At 64.1% G+C, this 16,151-nt stretch carries 13 protein-coding genes and 1 pseudogene; 9 read left to right on the forward strand and 5 right to left on the reverse strand.

The window, feature by feature from the left end:
- Positions 1-60: 60 nt before the first annotated feature.
- On the reverse strand, positions 61-1,644 hold the full coding sequence (locus AB3X95_RS27825) for an aldehyde dehydrogenase (NADP(+)) (protein ID WP_184228199.1): 1,584 nt from the start codon (positions 1,642-1,644) through the stop codon (positions 61-63).
- 238 nt (positions 1,645-1,882) lie between these two features.
- Here AB3X95_RS27825 and garL point away from each other — a divergent pair, with 238 nt between their 5' ends.
- The 4 genes from garL (at position 1,883) to AB3X95_RS27845 (ending at position 5,167) form a co-directional block, all read left to right on the forward strand.
- Positions 1,883-2,683 (forward strand): 2-dehydro-3-deoxyglucarate aldolase, encoded by an 801-nt coding sequence (gene garL / locus AB3X95_RS27830; RefSeq protein ID WP_368623072.1) that lies wholly within the window; start codon positions 1,883-1,885, stop codon positions 2,681-2,683.
- Positions 2,680-3,609, forward strand: coding sequence for a 2-hydroxy-3-oxopropionate reductase (locus AB3X95_RS27835; RefSeq protein ID WP_368623073.1), 930 nt, complete (start codon positions 2,680-2,682; stop codon positions 3,607-3,609). Before garL ends, AB3X95_RS27835 begins: the two co-directional genes overlap by 4 nt.
- A gap of 384 nt (positions 3,610-3,993) precedes the next feature.
- Entirely contained in the window at positions 3,994-4,719 is a 726-nt protein-coding gene (locus AB3X95_RS27840; RefSeq protein WP_176123151.1) for a hypothetical protein, read from the forward strand.
- 61 nt (positions 4,720-4,780) lie between these two features.
- A complete protein-coding gene (locus AB3X95_RS27845) occupies positions 4,781-5,167 on the forward strand; it encodes a hypothetical protein (protein WP_176123152.1) in 387 nt (128 codons plus the stop codon).
- A 198-nt stretch (positions 5,168-5,365) separates the two neighbouring features.
- On the opposite strand, the pseudogene AB3X95_RS27850 reads toward AB3X95_RS27845, so the two are convergent.
- The 3 genes and pseudogenes from AB3X95_RS27850 to AB3X95_RS27860 all read right to left on the reverse strand — a co-directional run bounded on the left by AB3X95_RS27850 (position 5,366) and on the right by AB3X95_RS27860 (position 8,680).
- A pseudogene (locus tag AB3X95_RS27850) lies at positions 5,366-6,626 on the reverse strand (MFS transporter).
- Between the two features lie 71 nt (positions 6,627-6,697).
- Positions 6,698-7,495, reverse strand: a complete 798-nt coding sequence (locus AB3X95_RS27855) for an NAD(P)-dependent oxidoreductase (RefSeq protein WP_176105699.1) — start codon at positions 7,493-7,495, stop codon at positions 6,698-6,700.
- A gap of 363 nt (positions 7,496-7,858) precedes the next feature.
- Positions 7,859-8,680, reverse strand: coding sequence for an alpha/beta fold hydrolase (locus AB3X95_RS27860; protein WP_176105698.1), 822 nt, complete (start codon positions 8,678-8,680; stop codon positions 7,859-7,861).
- Between the two features lie 530 nt (positions 8,681-9,210).
- Between AB3X95_RS27860 and AB3X95_RS27865 the strand changes: the two genes are divergently transcribed.
- The 4 genes from AB3X95_RS27865 to AB3X95_RS27880 all read left to right on the forward strand — a co-directional run bounded on the left by AB3X95_RS27865 (position 9,211) and on the right by AB3X95_RS27880 (position 13,016).
- The gene (locus tag AB3X95_RS27865; protein WP_368623074.1) at positions 9,211-10,635 is read left to right on the forward strand and encodes a cytochrome ubiquinol oxidase subunit I; all 1,425 of its coding nucleotides are present in this window, start codon (positions 9,211-9,213) and stop codon (positions 10,633-10,635) included.
- 22 nt (positions 10,636-10,657) lie between these two features.
- Entirely contained in the window at positions 10,658-11,662 is a 1,005-nt protein-coding gene (gene cydB / locus AB3X95_RS27870; RefSeq protein WP_176123156.1) for a cytochrome d ubiquinol oxidase subunit II, read from the forward strand.
- Positions 11,637-11,834 carry a hypothetical protein gene (locus AB3X95_RS27875; RefSeq protein WP_368623075.1) on the forward strand — a complete coding sequence of 66 codons (198 nt, stop codon included), beginning with the start codon at positions 11,637-11,639 and terminating at the stop codon, positions 11,832-11,834. Before cydB ends, AB3X95_RS27875 begins: the two co-directional genes overlap by 26 nt.
- A 438-nt stretch (positions 11,835-12,272) precedes the next feature.
- Positions 12,273-13,016: a response regulator transcription factor gene (locus AB3X95_RS27880; RefSeq protein WP_176123157.1), complete on the forward strand. Its 744-nt coding sequence runs from the start codon at positions 12,273-12,275 to the stop codon at positions 13,014-13,016.
- Positions 13,017-13,054: 38 nt separating this feature from the next.
- Here the strand turns inward: AB3X95_RS27880 and AB3X95_RS27885 are convergent, their stop codons facing one another.
- Positions 13,055-14,950: an ATP-binding protein gene (locus AB3X95_RS27885; RefSeq protein WP_368623076.1), complete on the reverse strand. Its 1,896-nt coding sequence runs from the start codon at positions 14,948-14,950 to the stop codon at positions 13,055-13,057.
- Between the two features lie 397 nt (positions 14,951-15,347).
- Here AB3X95_RS27885 and AB3X95_RS27890 point away from each other — a divergent pair, with 397 nt between their 5' ends.
- Positions 15,348-16,139 carry a hypothetical protein gene (locus tag AB3X95_RS27890; protein WP_368623077.1) on the forward strand — a complete coding sequence of 264 codons (792 nt, stop codon included), beginning with the start codon at positions 15,348-15,350 and terminating at the stop codon, positions 16,137-16,139.
- Positions 16,140-16,151 lie beyond the last annotated feature (12 nt).

Raw genomic sequence — 16,151 nt, forward strand, 5'->3', positions numbered from 1 at the left:
ATGCGCGCCCATGGCCATATTGGCACCAGGCGCGCATCCGTTCAGGACGGCGTCACATGATTAACCGCGCGTGAGTTCGCCATCGCGACGACGCCACAGTTCCAGCGGGTTGCCGTCGGCCAGCGTTTGTGGCAGCAGCTCGGCCGGGAAGTCCTGGTAGCAGACCGGGCGCAGGAAGCGGTCGATCGACGTGGTGCCGACCGAGGTCGCGCGGCTGTCCGACGTTGCCGGGAACGGGCCGCCGTGGACCATCGCGTGACACACTTCGACGCCAGTCGGGAAACCGTTGACCAGAATGCGGCCGGCCTTGCGCTCGAGAATCGGCACCAGCTTCTTCGCAGCCGCCACGTCGGCGCTGTCCATCTGCAGCGTCGCGGTTAGTTGGCCGGCGAAGTGCTCGGCGACCTTCAGCATTTCCTGCTCGTCCTTGCAGCGGATGATCGTAGACACCGGGCCGAACACTTCGTCTTCGAGCGCCGGGTTCGCGAGGAACGTCTGCGCGTCGGTCACGAACAGCGCCGCGCAAGCCTGGGTCGGGCCGGTAGCGGCGACGCCGCGTGCCACGACTTCGACACCCCTGGTTGCAGCCAACTTGCCTTCGCCGTCTTGATACGCGGCGTGGATGCCCGAAGTCAGCATGGTCTGCGCCGGCTTGGCGGCGAGCGCTTCCGATGCCGTCGCGACGAAGCCCTTCAGCGCGTCGCTGTCGATCGCGATCGCGAGACCCGGGTTCGTGCAGAACTGGCCCGCGCCGAGCACGAGCGAGTCGACGAAACCGCGCGCGATGCTGTCGCCGCGTGCCGTCAGAGCGTTCGGCAGCAAAAACACCGGGTTGATGCTGCTCATTTCGGCGTAGACGGGGATCGGCTCCGGACGTGCCGCCGCGACGCGCATCAGCGACGTGCCGCCCGCGCGCGAACCGGTGAAGCCGACCGCCTTGATGGCCGGATGCGCAACCAGCGCCTCGCCGACCGAGTTACCCGCGCCGACGATCATCGAGAACACGCCTTCGGGCAGATCCATTTCCTGCGCGACGCGCTGGATCACACGACCGACCAGCTCCGAGGTGCCGAGGTGCGCGCGGTGCGCCTTCACGACGACCGGGCAGCCGGCAGCGAGCGCCGCGGCGGTGTCGCCACCCGCCACCGAGAACGCGAGCGGGAAGTTGCTCGCGCCGAACACGGCGACCGGGCCGAGCGCGATCTTCTGCATGCGCAGATCCGAGCGCGGCAACGGCTTGCGTTCCGGCAGCGGCGAATCGAGCGTGGCGTTGAGCCACTGGCCCGCACGCACGGTTTGCGCGAACAGCTTCAGCTGGCCGGTGGTGCGGCCGCGTTCGCCTTCCAGACGCGCCTTGGGCAGGCCCGATTCAGCCATCGCGCGTTCGATCAGCTCGTCGCCGAGCGCGGTGATGCCGTCCGCGATACGATCCAGAAACTCGGCGCGCACTGCGAGCGGTAGTTGACGGTAGGCGTCGAACGCCTGTTGCGCGAGCGCGCAGGCCTGCTCGACGTTCTCGACGGTGCCGCTGCCGAACACCGGCTCCGCAATCTCGGAACCCGTGGCAGGATTGAACGCGCGCAGCGGTTTTTCTTCGCCGCGCACTGCTTTGCGACCGATCAGCATTTCACCGGTAATGGGCATTTTGGCTTTCCTTGAATGAAGGCTTCAGATATAGGTCATCCTACAACATTGCGGGGGCTCCACGCAACCCGAAACGCTTGTCGGACAGGCTCATTCGGGTTTACACGACCGTTACAACCAGGGAGCTCAGTGCTAATCTGCCACAGTCATACGACGACTTATAACCTCGCATTTGGCGTGGTTTATTGCGGTCGTCGAAGCCTTGTTCCCGATCCATCGTAGTTCGAGGAGACACCGCATGGCCGCCGTCACGCCTTACGAATCCTTGCCCAACCGCTTCCGGCGCGCGGTACGCGAGGGAAAAACCCAGATCGGCTGTTGGGCATCGCTTGCCAGCCCGATCGCCACTGAACTGCTGGGCACGGTCGGCTTCGACTGGATGCTGCTGGACGCCGAACACGCGCCCAACGACGTGCTCACGCTGATCCCCCAGTTGATGGCGCTCAAGGACAGCGGCAGCGCGCCGGTCGTCCGACCACCGGCTAACGACAGCGTCGTGATCAAACGATTCCTCGACAGCGGCTTCTCGAACTTTCTCGTGCCGTTCGTCGACAGTGCTGACGACGCGGCCCGCGCGGTCGCGGCAACGCGCTATCCGCCGCAGGGCATCCGCGGCGTGTCGGTCGGCCATCGCGGCAACCGCTATGGCACCGTGCCCGACTACTTTGCGCTCGCCAACGACAATATCTGCGTGATCCCGCAGATCGAAAGCCGCAAGGCAGTCGAGGCGATCGACAGCATTCTCGCGGTGGACGGCATCGACGCGGTCTTCATCGGTCCGTCCGACCTCGCGGCATCGTATGGCCACCTCGGCAACGCGAGCCATCCGGACGTGCAGCAGGCGATCGCGCATGTGTTCGAGCGCGCGCGGGCGGCAGGCAAGTCGAGCGGCATTCTCGCGCCGGTGCAGGCCGACGCGGAACGTTACCTGTCGATGGGCGCGCGCGTCGTCGCCGTCTGCGCGGATCTCGGGCTGCTCAAGGGCGCCGCTCAAGCGGCGCAGAAACACTTCATGCAGAAACCGGCGGGCGAAGCTTGAACGCGGCCGCCACGATATCTTCGGAGCATTCCATGAAAAAAGCAGGCTTTATCGGACTCGGCATCATGGGCAAGCCCATGGCCGCCAACCTTCTGAAAAACGGCGTGTCGCTGGCAGCGTTCACGCGTAGCGGCGTGCCCGCGGAACTGACGCAGGCCGGCGCCGTCGCATGCGACAACCCCGCCGCGGTCGCAGCCAACGCGGACGTGATCTTCGTCATGGTGCCGGACACGCCGGACGTCGAACGCGTGCTGTTCGGCGAGAACGGCCTCGCGAGCGCGCTGCGCGCCGGCCAGACCGTCGTCGACATGAGCTCGATCTCGCCGATGGCGACCCGCGAGTTCGCGGCGCGCGTGCGCGAAACCGGCGCCGACTATCTTGACGCGCCGGTCTCGGGCGGCGAAGTCGGCGCGAAAGCCGGCTCGCTGACCATCATGGTCGGCGGCGATCAGGCCACGTTCGACAGCGTGAAGCCCATGTTCGACATGATGGGAAAGAACGTGACGCTGATCGGCGCGGTCGGCGCGGGCCAGGTGTGCAAGGTCGCCAACCAGGTGATCGTCGCGGCGACCATCGAAGCGGTCGGCGAAGCGCTGCTGCTCGCGTCGAAGGCGGGTGTCGATCCGGCGCGCGTGCGTGAGGCGCTGATGGGCGGCTTTGCGTCGTCGCGCATTCTCGAAGTGCACGGCGAGCGCATGACCAGGCGCACGTTCGATCCGGGCTTCCGCATCGAGCTGCACCAGAAGGATCTGAACCTCGCGCTGTCGACCGCGCAGGCGCTCGGCGTGTCGCTGCCCAACACCGCCACCTGCCAGGCGCTGTTCAACGCGTGCGTCGCGCACGGCGGCAAGGCGTGGGACCACTCGGCGATGGTGCGCGCGCTCGAAGTGCTCGCGAATCACGAGATTGGGCAGAAGACTGCGTGATTTGATGTAGGTTCGAAATCGTTGCAATCGGGTTGTCCGTCGGTGTTCATGTGACCGATGGACGGCTCGATTGCATTTTGCATTTCTGGGCTTCGTGCGGAGTTCGCGCGTGGCGCCCTTTCCCTCTTCCGGGCCGTAGAGTTTTTCACCGCATGACGCGACGCGTTTGTATCGTGTTTCGCGATGGCGACTCGCTGCCCCGTGTCTCCTCGGATTGCCGTCGGCTCCCGTGCGTTGGTCCGCCTCGTTAGCGCATGACCACGAGCGATATGCGGTCAGAAACTCGCAGCGCATCGGACCAATAGGACACAAGAATCATCCATCGCCCATTTCTGTCCCTGTAGTCGACTGCTATCTTGGCGGGGTTCTTGTGCAGAGACAACGATGACCTCAACACAACCAGAGCCCCTTGACGAAGCCCTAGCGGCGCTACAGGGAACTGCCAGCCAATTTGCCGCCGCATGCATCAGAGATGAACGTGTTCGAGCGCAGTATCTGCGTGATATTCAAGCCATGAGTGGCGATTTCCAGCGACGGGTCAGAAGCGGGCGCCTCAGTGTTGCCGAGGCGGCAGAACAAGCACACGCAATGCGTCAGCAAATCCTCGAATTGACTCGTATGCGTACGAGTCCGACGATCAGGGCCTATGTGACGACCCTCAAGAGGACCAGCCCCTCTCTGGCCAGTTTGGCCGAGAAGAACGCGCAGGCACTCTTCAAACGTTCCGTTTCAGCTTTGTCCGAGACCGAACAATCTGCCGTCTGGCTGCGCATCGTCCAAAGTGCCGGCACCGACCGGACGTCGGCCAGTACGCTCGCCCGAAAGCTTGGCACGGTAGGTCGCCGCCTCCTTCTGGTCTCGGTCGCCGTCGGCGTCTATGAAGTCTACAAAGCGGAGAATAAGCCGCGGGAGATCGCCCGCCAGGGCACAATAGCAGCAGCCGGTGCATGGGGTGGATGGGCCGTCGGTACCGGTGCGGTTGCCACCGGCGTGTGTACAGCAACGGCACCTGTCTGCGTAGGCGCGGTGGCGCTCATCGGGGGCATACTTTTCGCCTTCGGCAGTGACGTCGTATTCGGTACCGTCTACCAGACGACGGCGCGCCGATAAGGTGGCAGTCACTCAAGCTCAATCGCAATGCGATGCTCAACAACGTTCGCTGCAGACCGCCATGTTAAAGCCTGATGAAATCGAACGCCGCCTTCCGGTGTGGGTAGCGCTCTCTGAACTCTTCCTTGACACGGAATTCGACGAGATCGCCTGCCGGTACGTCGCGGAAAGACTGCGATGTTCAGGGTTCGGGCTGCAGGAGTTGGGAGACATCCTGCGCGACGAGGTGGCGCCGGCGTTTTTGCCCAATCTCGTCGTGGCTGGCGAATGGAGCGGGTGGAGTCCTGAGGCGGTGCGAGACATCGTCCTAGGTCACCTTGAGAAGCAATCCAACGGTGCGCGTCTGCCGGTCATCTTGCGACGCAAGTGGCGACAACGGACGATGGAGCCCGTCGCCAGGGATTGGGAAAAGGTCAAAGCAACGCTGATCTCGAGCGTCGCGGGTTGACCCGAAATTGTGGAACTACAGGACCGCCTCATACTTGAGGAACTAAAGAGGCTCCTCAGCGAGGAGTTTGTCGCGATGCTCGCGCTGCAATGCCTGCATCCGGCCAACCGCATCAAAATCGGCACAAAAAAACGGCACCCACTGATGGGTGCCGCTTCTTTCGCCGGATCGGCCCACTAGAGCCGACCGCACTTCGCCTTACTTCGCCGCCACCGCATCGGACGATACCCACTGCGGCTCGGGCATCTTCTCCGAACTCCTGGCCATCAGACACACCACGACCGCAGCAATCAGATCAAACACGGCCAGCACGACGAACAGCGGGCTATAGCCGATCTGCGTGACGAGCACACCGAACAGCGCGGTGAACGCGGCAGCGCCCAGATACCCCGCCATGCCGCCCATGCCGGTCGCGGTCGCAACTTCGTGCTTGCCGAACATATCCGACGTGATCGCGTACAGTGCGCCCGACAGCGTCTGGTGCGCAAAGCCACCGACGCACAGCAGCGCCACCGCCATGTACGGGCTCTCGACGAGACCGACGCACGCCGGCCCGATCATGAACAGCGCACCGACCCTTGCGCGACGTGAACAGCGACACTTTTGCGTACTTGTGAAACAGCGGGCTCAGATAACCGCCGAGCACGCAGCCGATATCGGCGGCGAGGAACGGCATCCACGCGAACATCGCGACTTCCTTCAGGTTCATGTGACGCTCGGTCATCATGTACAGCGGAATCCACGCGTTGAACGTTTGCCAGGCCGGCTCGGACAGAATCCGAGGAATACCGATCGCCCAGAAATCGCGGCTCACCAGCATCGCGCGCCAGTTACGCTTCGGCGTGTTGATGTCATCGTGATGCTTCGCTTCCTGGCCGCTCAGAATGTAGTCGCGCTCGGCGTTGCCCAGCAGTTTCTGGTTGCGCGGATGCTTGTAGACGATGATCCACAGCAAGCTCCACACGATGCCCGCGACGCCGACGATCACGAACGCGAGTTCGCAGCGGCCGTGAAACAGCGCCCACACGACGAGCGGCGGCGCGAGCAGCGCGCCGATCGACGAGCCGATATTGAACCAGCCGATCGCAACCGAACGCTCCTTCGCCGGGAACCACTCGCTCGTCGCCTTCACGCCAGCCGGGATACCCGCCGATTCGGCGAGGCCGAGGAGACCGCGGAACACCGCGAGGCTACGCCAGCCCGTCGCCCATGCCGCCGCCGCGCAAGCCACCGACCACGCCAGCGCGAACACCGCGAAGCCGATCTTGGTGCCGATCGTGTCGAGCACGAAACCGGCGACCGGCTGCATGAACGCATAGCAGAGCTGCCACGCCACGACCACGTGCGCGTACTGCTCGGTCGTGATGTCGAGCTCTTTCATCATCGTCGGAGCCGCGACCGACAACGTGTTGCGCGCCAGGTAATCGATGATCAGGCCGGCCGCGACCAGCGCGACCATCCACAAGCGAATACCTTGATCTTCACCACTCCATCTCCTCGTGATGCACTGCCCGTTGAACTGCCCGGGACTTAGTCCTTGCGCGAATAGTCGATGCCGACGAAGCCGCCGCCCTGGAAGCGCTGGCCCAGTTCATCGAGCGGATTCGGGCGCGACAGGATGTCTTCGGCGTAGTCTTCGGCGTTCTGCTTCGGCTCGTAGCCGAGACGCGCGGCGCCGACGCTGTTGTCCCACCAGCTGCGCGTGTTGGCCGACACGCCCCAGATGGTCATGAAGCCGACCTCTTCCGCTTCGATGCAGCGATCGAGAAAATGCATCAGGTCCTTGTGGCCGAACCAGGTGCTCAGGTGACGCTGCTCGGTCGGACGCTCGAGGCAGCTGCCGATGCGCACGCACACGCTTTCGATGCCGTGCTTATCCCAGTACATGCGCGCGAGCGCTTCGCCCCACACCTTCGACAGACCATAGAAGCCGTCCGGGCGCAGTTCGCAGTCGAGGCTCAGATGCTCGGTGACCGGATACATGCCGATCGCGTGGTTCGAGCTCGCGAACACGATGCGCTTCACGCCGTTGCGGCGCGCGCCTTCGTAGACTTCGACGAGGCCGCGCAGGTTGTTCTCGATGATCTCGGGCAGCGGACGCTCGACGCTCGTGCCGGCAAAATGGATCAGCACGTCCACGCCGTTCAGCAGACGGTCGACGACCGCCGGATCGCGCAGGTCGCCGTTCATCACGTCTTCGCCTTCGACGAGCGGCGTCAGCACTTTCGAGCCAGCGGCCGAGCGCAGGGGCACGCCCCGAGCGACGAATTCAGCACGTACCACGGAGCCGAGCTGGCCGCCGGCGCCACTCAGGGCAATCTTCTTCATAGGGTTCCTTTAACTGCGCCGCGCGCGAGGTCTACAGAGAACAGACAGAGGTTTGAGCGGCCCGCGGATCGCGCTGTGCGCGTCGCATAACACACCCGAGTTGTACGATAACGTACTATTAACGATGGACCAGCGGATTTCAACTCCGCATTTACCCTTAAATTGCATAGGGACAGTTTCGTAGCCTCTTAAAAAACAAAGACATGCGAGCGTCGCGTTCATGTGACATCGTATAACTCAGCTGCTTTTTTGTTCGAGAAGTGGATTCGCCTGACGCCAGCGGTCGCCTGGCACTCGGCGCGGGCGGCGTCCATGCGCCGCCCGCGCGGTCAAAAAATCACCTCATTGCGCGTTTCTGACCGCTCAAGCGCCGATGAATTCGAGCAGGTCGGCATTGACCTTGTCGGCCTCCACGGTGCACATGCCGTGCTGGCCGCCCGCATAGACCTTCAGCGTCGCGTTCTTGACGATCTCCGCGGTGCGTCGGCCAGCGGCGTCGATCGGCACGATCTGGTCGTCGTCGCCGTGCAGCACCAGGGTCGGCACGTCGATCTTCTTCAGATCCTCGGTGTAGTCGACTTCGGAGAACTGCTTGATGCAGTCGTACAGCCCCTTGATCGAGCCGGCCATGCCCTGGCGCCAGAACGAATCGATCACGCCCTGCGACACCTTCGCGCCCTCGCGGTTGTAGCCATAGAACGGCACGGCCAGATCCTTGAAGAACTGCGAGCGATCGTCGAGGACGCCCTTGCGAATGCCGTCGAAAACGTCGATCGGCAGGCCGAGCGGGTTATCGGCGGTCTTCAGCATCAGCGGCGGCACCGCACCGATCAGCACGGCCTTCGCGACACGCCCCGTGCCATGCCGGCCGATGTAATGCGCGACTTCGCCGCCGCCCGTCGAATGGCCGACCAGCGTCGCGTCCTGCAAGTCGAGATGTTCGATCAGTGCGGCGAGGTCATCGGCGTAGGTGTCCATCTCGTTGCCGTCCCACGGCTGCTCCGAGCGGCCGTGGCCGCGCCGGTCATGCGCGATCACGCGAAAGCCCTTGCTGCCGAGAAACAGCATCTGCGCGTCCCACGCATCGGCCGTCAGCGGCCAGCCGTGCGAAAACACGACCGGGCGACCCTTGCCCCAGTCCTTGTAGAAAATCGAAGTACCGTCTTTCGTCCTGATCGTGCTCATCTGCTGACTCCTTTTCGATGAAGTCTGCCGTCGCCGGCAGGTGGATGAAGCGGAAGCTGCTCACGAAGCATGCGCGCGACGCATGACGGAACGCCGTGCGAATACGGCAATGAATAACGGGGCTACGGAAACGGCCGAATCGTAGAGGTAAAAAAATCGCCTGACTAGCGCGCGAGCCGACGAAGTCGGTTTGGATGGATCGATTGTCGGCTGACGACGGGCACCGCTTTCTACCTTGTCGCGCAAGGCCGAGCAACAAGCATTGCTGCAGCGCGGTCGATTGACGCAGCACCCGCAACGACGCACATGCGGCCATGCATCGGCCGCTAAAGGAAACGTGAGACTCATCAATGGCTTGCCTCATCGATTAGCGTATTTCGCATAAAACAAGGCGGTTTTTTGACGCACAGCGCATTGCAACACATTTTGTTTCGATCCCCTACTCTTGCGCCATCTGCCCCGCGCAGTGCGCACCGATATCGGTCGATGCGCGTAATTCCGCTCACGCGGCCATCACGCACAACAGGATCATGAACTCGGCACTATCGGCATTCGATCTCGCGCGCATTCAATTCGCGTTCACGGTTTCTTTTCACATCGTTTTCCCCGCGCTCAGCATCGGTCTCGCCAGCTTCATTGCGGTCCTCGAATGGCGTTGGCTGAAAACCGGCAAGGCCTACTACAAAGATCTTTGTCTGTTCTGGTCGAAGATCTTCGCAGTGGCCTTCGGCATGGGCGTCGTCTCCGGTGTGGTGATGGCCTATCAGTTCGGCACCAATTGGTCCGGCTTCTCGAGTTTCGCCGGGCCCATCACCGGTCCGCTGCTGATGTACGAGGTGATGACCGCATTCTTTCTCGAAGCGGGCTTCCTCGGCATCATGCTGTTCGGCTGGCAGCGCGTGAGTCCGCGCGCGCACTTCGGCGCGACGCTGATGGTCGCGATCGGCACGCTGATCTCGACCTTCTGGATTCTCGCGTCCAATAGCTGGATGCAGACGCCGCAGGGCTTCGAGGTCGTCGACGGCCATGTCGTGCCGCTCGACTGCTTCAAGATCATCTTCAATCCGTCGTTCCCGTACCGGCTCGCGCATATGGCGCTGGCGGCGTTCATCGCCGCGGGGCTGGTGGTCGCGGCGGTCGGCGCGTGGCATCTGCTGCGCGGCCGACGCGATCCCGCCGTCAAGAAGATGTTCTCGATGGCGCTGTGGCTGCTGCTGATTCTGACGCCGATCCAGGCATTCGTCGGCGATCAGCACGGACTGAACACGCGCGAATATCAGCCGGCGAAGATCGCGGCGATCGAAGGCATCTGGGACACCGAAAAAGGCGGCACCGCGCTGAACCTGTTCGGCATCCCCGACATGAAGGCCGAAACCACGCACTACGCGGTGTCGATCCCGCACCTCGGCAGCCTGATCCTCACGCATAGCTGGGACGGCGAAATCCGCGGGCTGAAGGAATTCCCGCCGCAGGACCGGCCGGATTCGGCCGTGGTGTTCTGGAGCTTCCGCATCATGGCCGGACTCGGCGTACTGATGATCGCGATGTCGATCGCGGCCTGGGTGCTGCATCGCCGTGGACGTCTGTTCGAAGCGAAGTGGTTCCAGCGGCTATGCGTCGCGATGGGGCCGAGCGGCTTCATCACGCTGCTGGCCGGCTGGGTCACCACCGAAGCGGGCCGTCAGCCGTGGGTCGTGTACGGCGTGATGCGCACGTCGCAGGCGGTGTCGCCGTTGACCACGCAGCAGGTCGGTCTGTCGCTGATGACGTTCGTGGCCGTCTACTTCCTCGTGTTCGGCACCGGCATCTACTACATGCTGAAGCTGATGCGCTCGGGTCCCGCGCTGCCCGGCGGCAAGTCGCATGATACGCCGCACGACACGCCGCAGCCGATGCCCGCGCAAACCGCGCGCCGCCCGCTGTCCGCCGCCGATCAGATGATCGACGTCGTCTAACCCACGCTACGAGAGAAAGAATATGGACGTAACCGTCGTTTGGGCCGCGATCATCGCGTTGGGCCTTTTCATGTACGTCGTGCTGGACGGCTTCGACCTCGGCATCGGCATCGTCTTTCCGTTCTTCCCCGACGAGAAAGAACGCGACCTGATGATGAACACGGTCGCGCCAGTATGGGACGGCAACGAAACCTGGCTCGTGCTCGGCGGCGCCGCGCTGTTCGCGGTGTTTCCGGTCGTCTACTCGACCGTGCTGTCAGCGCTCTATCTGCCGCTCGTGTTCATGCTGGTGTGCCTGATCTTTCGCGGGGTGTCGTTCGAGATTCGTGCGAAGTCGCGTCGCACGAGGCACCTGTGGGACCTCGCGTTCATCGGCGGCTCGGCGGGCGCGACGTTTTTCCAGGGCATCGTGCTCGGCGCTTTCCTGCAAGGTATTCCGGTCGTCGATGGCGCGTATGCCGGCGACGCGTTCGGCTGGCTCACGCCGTTCAGCCTGCTGACGGGCCTCGGGCTCGTCGCGACCTACGCGCTGCTCGGCTGCTGCTGGCTCGTCGCGAAGACCGAAGGCGACCTGCAGCGCCGGCTGCATCGCGTGGTCTGGCCGTTGACGCTGGTGCTGCTCGGCTTCATCGCGCTCGTGAGCCTGTGGACGCCGCTGATGGATGCGGGCATCGCGCAACGCTGGTTCCATGACGGGATCTTCTATCGTCTGCTGCCGGTGCCGTTCCTCGTCGCGATCTGCGCGTTCTTCATGCATCGCGCGGTGCGCGCGCGCCATCACAACACGCCGTTCGTGCTCGCGCTGGCGCTCGTGCTGCTCGGCTATCTCGGGTTGCTGGTGAGCCTGTGGCCGTACGCGATTCCGTCGAGCCTCACGCTATGGGAAGCCGCCGCGCCACGCACGAGCCAGACGTTCACGCTGGCCGGCGCGGCGGTGATCCTGCCGATCATCGTCGCCTATACGACGATGGGTTACTGGGTCTTTCGAGGTAAGGTGCGTCATGGCGACCAACATCACTACCACTGAAAAGCTGAGTGTCCGCGCATCGGCTCCCGCTGCCAATGCGGTAGCGCCCGGCCGCAAGCTGCCGGGCTGGCTCTGGTTCATCGCGCTCTGGTGCTTCGGCGTGGCCGCGGCGATGTCGCTCGGTTTCGCCTTCAAGCTTCTGATGAAAGCGACGCTGTTTGCGGTCAGATAACGGCGCGCGAACCCGTGCCGATCCGGTGGGCATAACTTGCCGGATCGCCCGCCAGCGCTTCAAAAAAAGCTGCGCACGGCTCGTCTACGTAGCAAGCCGGAACCTATGCGCGGGAGACCTGCCTTAACATCACGAAGCGCATCGAACGATGCCGGCAGCCGGCCATGCGCGTCGCAGCCCTGCTGAGCGGCGCGCGGCACGGCAAGGGAGCGGGACCCTGGCGAGTTGGAACGATGCCGGATGCGAATCGCAGCACGAGAGAACGGCAATCGGATCGGCTCGTCCGGGGTCCCTGAGATCGACCAAGAAGCGCGGAAGACCGGCCATGATGTGTGTCATGAGTACCGCAGTTATTTACGCTGCAAGTGCGCAGCCCGCAACGGCGGAATGTGCATCGGCGGCAGCCCTCAACGGACTGGCTCGACTCGCGGAGACATCATGAAGTTTCTTGTAGCCGACGACCATGAACTGATCCGGCAAGGCGTCAAAGGCATGCTGCGCGGCTTCGATCCGGACGCCCAGTTCGACGAAGCCGACAGCTGGGAAACCCTTGCGACCGCCGCGCGCCCCGACGCCAATCACGATCTGGCGATCGTCGATCTGCATATGCCGGGCATGAGCGGCGCGACGTCGCTCGAATCGCTGCTGAAGGCGAATCCGGCGCTGCCGGTCGTGGTGCTGTCCGCTGAAGAATCGCCCGACGAGATGCGCGCGGTGCTCGCGGCCGGCGCGCTCGGCTTCGTGCCGAAGCGCCAGCCCGCCAGCGTGATGCTGAAGGCAATCGAACTGGTGCTGTCCGGCGGCGCTTATGTGCCGATGGAAGCGCTGAGTCTGCTCGGCACGCGCGAGACGCAGGCGGCCGGCTGCGCGGGCGCAGAAGCCGATGCATCGGCAGCAGCGCCGCCCCCGAGCGCCGCCGCGCAGACCGAACCTCTCAGGCAGATGCCGTCGCTGCAGCCGCATCAGCAGCATTTGCTCGAGAATCTGTCACCACGTCAGCAGGACATCATGCGGCTCGTGCATCGCGGCTGGACCAACAAGATGATTGCGCGCGATCTCGGCGTCGCGGAGGGTACGGTGAAGGTGCATCTGTCGGTGATCTTCCGCGCGCTCGGCGTGCATAACCGCTCGACGGCGATCGCGGTAATCAATGGATGGCTTGAGGCGGGGAAAACGCTGTAGCGCTGCGCCGCAGCGCCAACCGTCGCTGATTCCCGTTGCTAAGGCTGCGTTTCGCTTTGCGCCCCGGAGCCCGCTTCTGTTTGCGGCGAGCCGCCCCCCGCGCGCGACTGCGCTGAACCGACCTGTGCCGCCCCGTCTCCCAACACTACTGGGCCCGCCAGCCGCCCCTTGTCGAGTTCCGCCTGCTGCCACAGCATTTCCAGCGTGCGCCGCAACCGCGCCGGCGTCACCGGCTTGTGCAGCACTGGAATTCCCTGCAATGCGAGCGCCGCCAGCTCCGCCGACGCCATATCGCCGGTGATCAGCAGCGTGACCACATTGCCGTGCCCCTCGCGCGCGAGCGCGCCGCGCATCGCGCTCAGCGCCTGCGCGCCGGTGCGACGATTGGCGAGCTGGTAGTCGCACAGCACCGCGTCGGGCACGAAGCCGTCCGCCAGCGCGGCGAGCGCACCGGCCTCGTCGCGCGCGCCGCGCACCTCGCAGCCCCAGCGCTCGAGCAGGCTCGCGAGGCCTTCGAGGATCGACGGCTCATCGTCGATGCACAGCACACGCCGCCCCAGCGAAGCCGGGCCGCCCGCAACCGAATCGTTCAGACTCGCGACAATGCCGCTCGCGTCGCCCGCCTGCACCGCAAAGCGAAACACCGAGCCGCGCCCCGGCGCTGAGCGCAGCTGCAACTCGCCGCCGAGCAGGCCGACGAGCCGCCTGACGGTCGGCAATCCGAGCCCATGCCCCTGACGCGCGTCGCGCTGCGGATTCTCGACCTGGTAAAACTCCTCGAAAATGCGCTGATGCTCCTCCGGCGCAATGCCGACGCCCGAATCGCGCACCTCGATATAGCCGCCCTTTTGTCGCCCCGCGCGCCGGAAGCCGAGCCAGATCGCGCCTTGCTCGGTATAACGCACCGCGTTCGACAGCAGATTGCTGAGCACGCGCTCGAGCAGCACGGGATCGTCATAGACGACCATCGAAGTCGGCGCGATGCGCAGCGCGAGCCCCTTCGCCGCGGCCTGCGGACGATACTGGCTGCCGACCCGCTCGAACAGCTCGGCGAGCCGGAAGTGCAACCGGATCACCTGGGTGGCCCCGCTTTCTAGCCGCGCGAGATCGAGCACCTGGTTGAACAGCTGATTGAGCGCCTCGACGTTATAGACGATGTGCCCGGCCGTCTTCGCGTGCTGCGCGGGCGTCGCCGCCGGGTCGTTCAGCGACGCCGCAAGCAGGCCGATCGCATGCAGCGGCTGGCGCAGATCGTGGCTCGCCGCCGCGAAAAAGCGCGTCTTCGCGAGACTCGCTTCCTCGGCGACGCGCTTTTGCGCGGCCAGCGATTCCGCGAGGTACTGCTGATCGACACGCGCCTGCACGACCTGGCGAAACAGCTTGCGATAGCTCATCGCGTAGACGTTGATCGCGCAGAAGAAAAACGCGAGCACGATCGCGAGAATTGTGCGATCGAACGTATGCGAGCCGAAATGCAGCACGATCGACGGCAGCAGCAGAAACGGGATCGACGTCGAAAAATTGAGGAGATCGAACCCATTCGACATGAACACGCCGGCCGCGAGCGTCACCAGCAGCACGGTATGCAATAGCGGCAGATCGGTTTGCGGACTCTGGAACGCGAACCACACCGCGAAGCCCGGTCCGCTGTACAGGAGCACGCCGCGCAGCGCGTGCAGATAGATCCAGTCGCGCGGCGACACCAGCTGCGGATAGCGACGATTGCAGATCCACAGCGCGAGGCCCGCGCAATTGGCGAGCGCATAAAAAACGAAGCACGCGATAAACAACGGCGGCGCCGGCACATGCGGCCAGTAGATCGCCACCAGCACCGCGATCGAAAACCAGTGCGAAAAGAACGCGATCGGGTCCTGCGCGTAGAGCACGCGAACGAGGTCTTCGTCGATGGCACGCTGGATCGGGTCGGCCCGCATCGGGCGGTCTCCTCTGTCGATCGGCGTTAGCGCTGTAGCGCCTGATCCGATCCCACGCAGCTTGATCGCGGGGGCATGGCAACTACGTTGAGACGAAGCACTGACCAGGCGGCGGTGCTTCGGGAAAGCCGCGGATCGAACCGGGCGACCAAACGCGCCGCCCGCGCGGTTCATTCTACGGCGAATGCGCACGCTTCAGACGAATCGTCAGCAATCCGTCAGAAGGTTTACCCGGCAGTTTACCCATCAGCTAACACTTCTTCCATATAGGCGAAGGCCTTGCCGCGAACCATACTGCATTCACGTTTTAGCGCGGCATCACAGGCAAATCCCCCCCGCTTCGCGGCCCACGCGCCGCGGCTCACCGCGCTCCCTGCCAACCGTGACGGAGGTTTCCATGGGCGCAGTCCCGAGCTACGAGTTCGCCCGCCAACTCGACGACGCGATCCTGCCCGACCTGTGGCGCAGACGCACCCGGCTCTCCGCGGACGAAATGGTGTCGATGGTCGAACTGGTCAAGCGCGCGTTGCGGACCTATCACCCGCTCGAATTGCAGGCGCTCGGCGAGGACAAGGAAGAACTGGTCGCGCAGTTCATCTACGCGAAGGTGTTGCGCCTCGCGCCCGGCCACACCGAAACGAACGCCTGCGCCGACAGCGCGCCGTCCAACAGCTACGCAGTGTGCGCGTATTTCCGCCGCTATCTGATCGACTGCCTGCGCAGCGCGTGCCATCAGCGCAACGTGTCGATGGAGACCGAGGGCGTCGCGCAGGAAATCGATCTGCACGCGCACGCGCTCGAAGACCCGGTGGAAAGCGTGCTGCTGCAATACGGCCTCGACGAACAGCAGGTGCGGCTCGCGGCGCGCGAGTTCATCGAAGGGCTCGACGAACCCGAGCGGATCGTGCTGGCCGGCAGCCTCGGCTGGTGCTCGGAAGGCAAAGGCGGGCTTTCGGCGGTGGCGGCGCAGCATCGAGTGCCCTCTTATCACTATCGCGCCGTCAAACTCGGCGTCACGATGAAAAAGACGGCCGGCGCCGCGGAATTTTCCAACACCAAGATCGGCCGCTGGCTCACCGACGCGCTCGGCATCGAGATCGACGTCGACAATCGCGCGGCGATTCTGGTTGCGCTGAATCTGCTCGCGGCGGAATCGAGCGATAGCGAATTCAATGAAGTGGCCGCGTAATAGTTCGGAGAA

The organism is Paraburkholderia sp. BR13444, from assembly GCF_040948755.1.
Lineage (GTDB): Bacteria > Pseudomonadota > Gammaproteobacteria > Burkholderiales > Burkholderiaceae > Paraburkholderia > Paraburkholderia youngii.

Excerpts from the sequence above, each read along its gene's own strand:
- AB3X95_RS27865 (WP_368623074.1), top strand. The coding sequence starts at position 9,211 with ATGAACTCGGCACTATCGGCATTCGATCTCGCGCGCATTCAATTCGCG.
- AB3X95_RS27860 (WP_176105698.1), bottom strand. The coding sequence starts at position 8,680 with ATGAGCACGATCAGGACGAAAGACGGTACTTCGATTTTCTACAAGGAC.
- AB3X95_RS27825 (WP_184228199.1), bottom strand. The coding sequence starts at position 1,644 with ATGCCCATTACCGGTGAAATGCTGATCGGTCGCAAAGCAGTGCGCGGC.
- cydB (WP_176123156.1), top strand. The coding sequence starts at position 10,658 with ATGGACGTAACCGTCGTTTGGGCCGCGATCATCGCGTTGGGCCTTTTC.
- garL (WP_368623072.1), top strand. The coding sequence starts at position 1,883 with ATGGCCGCCGTCACGCCTTACGAATCCTTGCCCAACCGCTTCCGGCGC.
- AB3X95_RS27880 (WP_176123157.1), top strand. The coding sequence starts at position 12,273 with ATGAAGTTTCTTGTAGCCGACGACCATGAACTGATCCGGCAAGGCGTC.
- AB3X95_RS27875 (WP_368623075.1), top strand. The coding sequence starts at position 11,637 with ATGGCGACCAACATCACTACCACTGAAAAGCTGAGTGTCCGCGCATCG.
- AB3X95_RS27845 (WP_176123152.1), top strand. The coding sequence starts at position 4,781 with ATGTTAAAGCCTGATGAAATCGAACGCCGCCTTCCGGTGTGGGTAGCG.
- AB3X95_RS27855 (WP_176105699.1), bottom strand. The coding sequence starts at position 7,495 with ATGAAGAAGATTGCCCTGAGTGGCGCCGGCGGCCAGCTCGGCTCCGTG.
- AB3X95_RS27840 (WP_176123151.1), top strand. The coding sequence starts at position 3,994 with ATGACCTCAACACAACCAGAGCCCCTTGACGAAGCCCTAGCGGCGCTA.
- AB3X95_RS27885 (WP_368623076.1), bottom strand. The coding sequence starts at position 14,950 with ATGCGGGCCGACCCGATCCAGCGTGCCATCGACGAAGACCTCGTTCGC.
- AB3X95_RS27890 (WP_368623077.1), top strand. The coding sequence starts at position 15,348 with ATGGGCGCAGTCCCGAGCTACGAGTTCGCCCGCCAACTCGACGACGCG.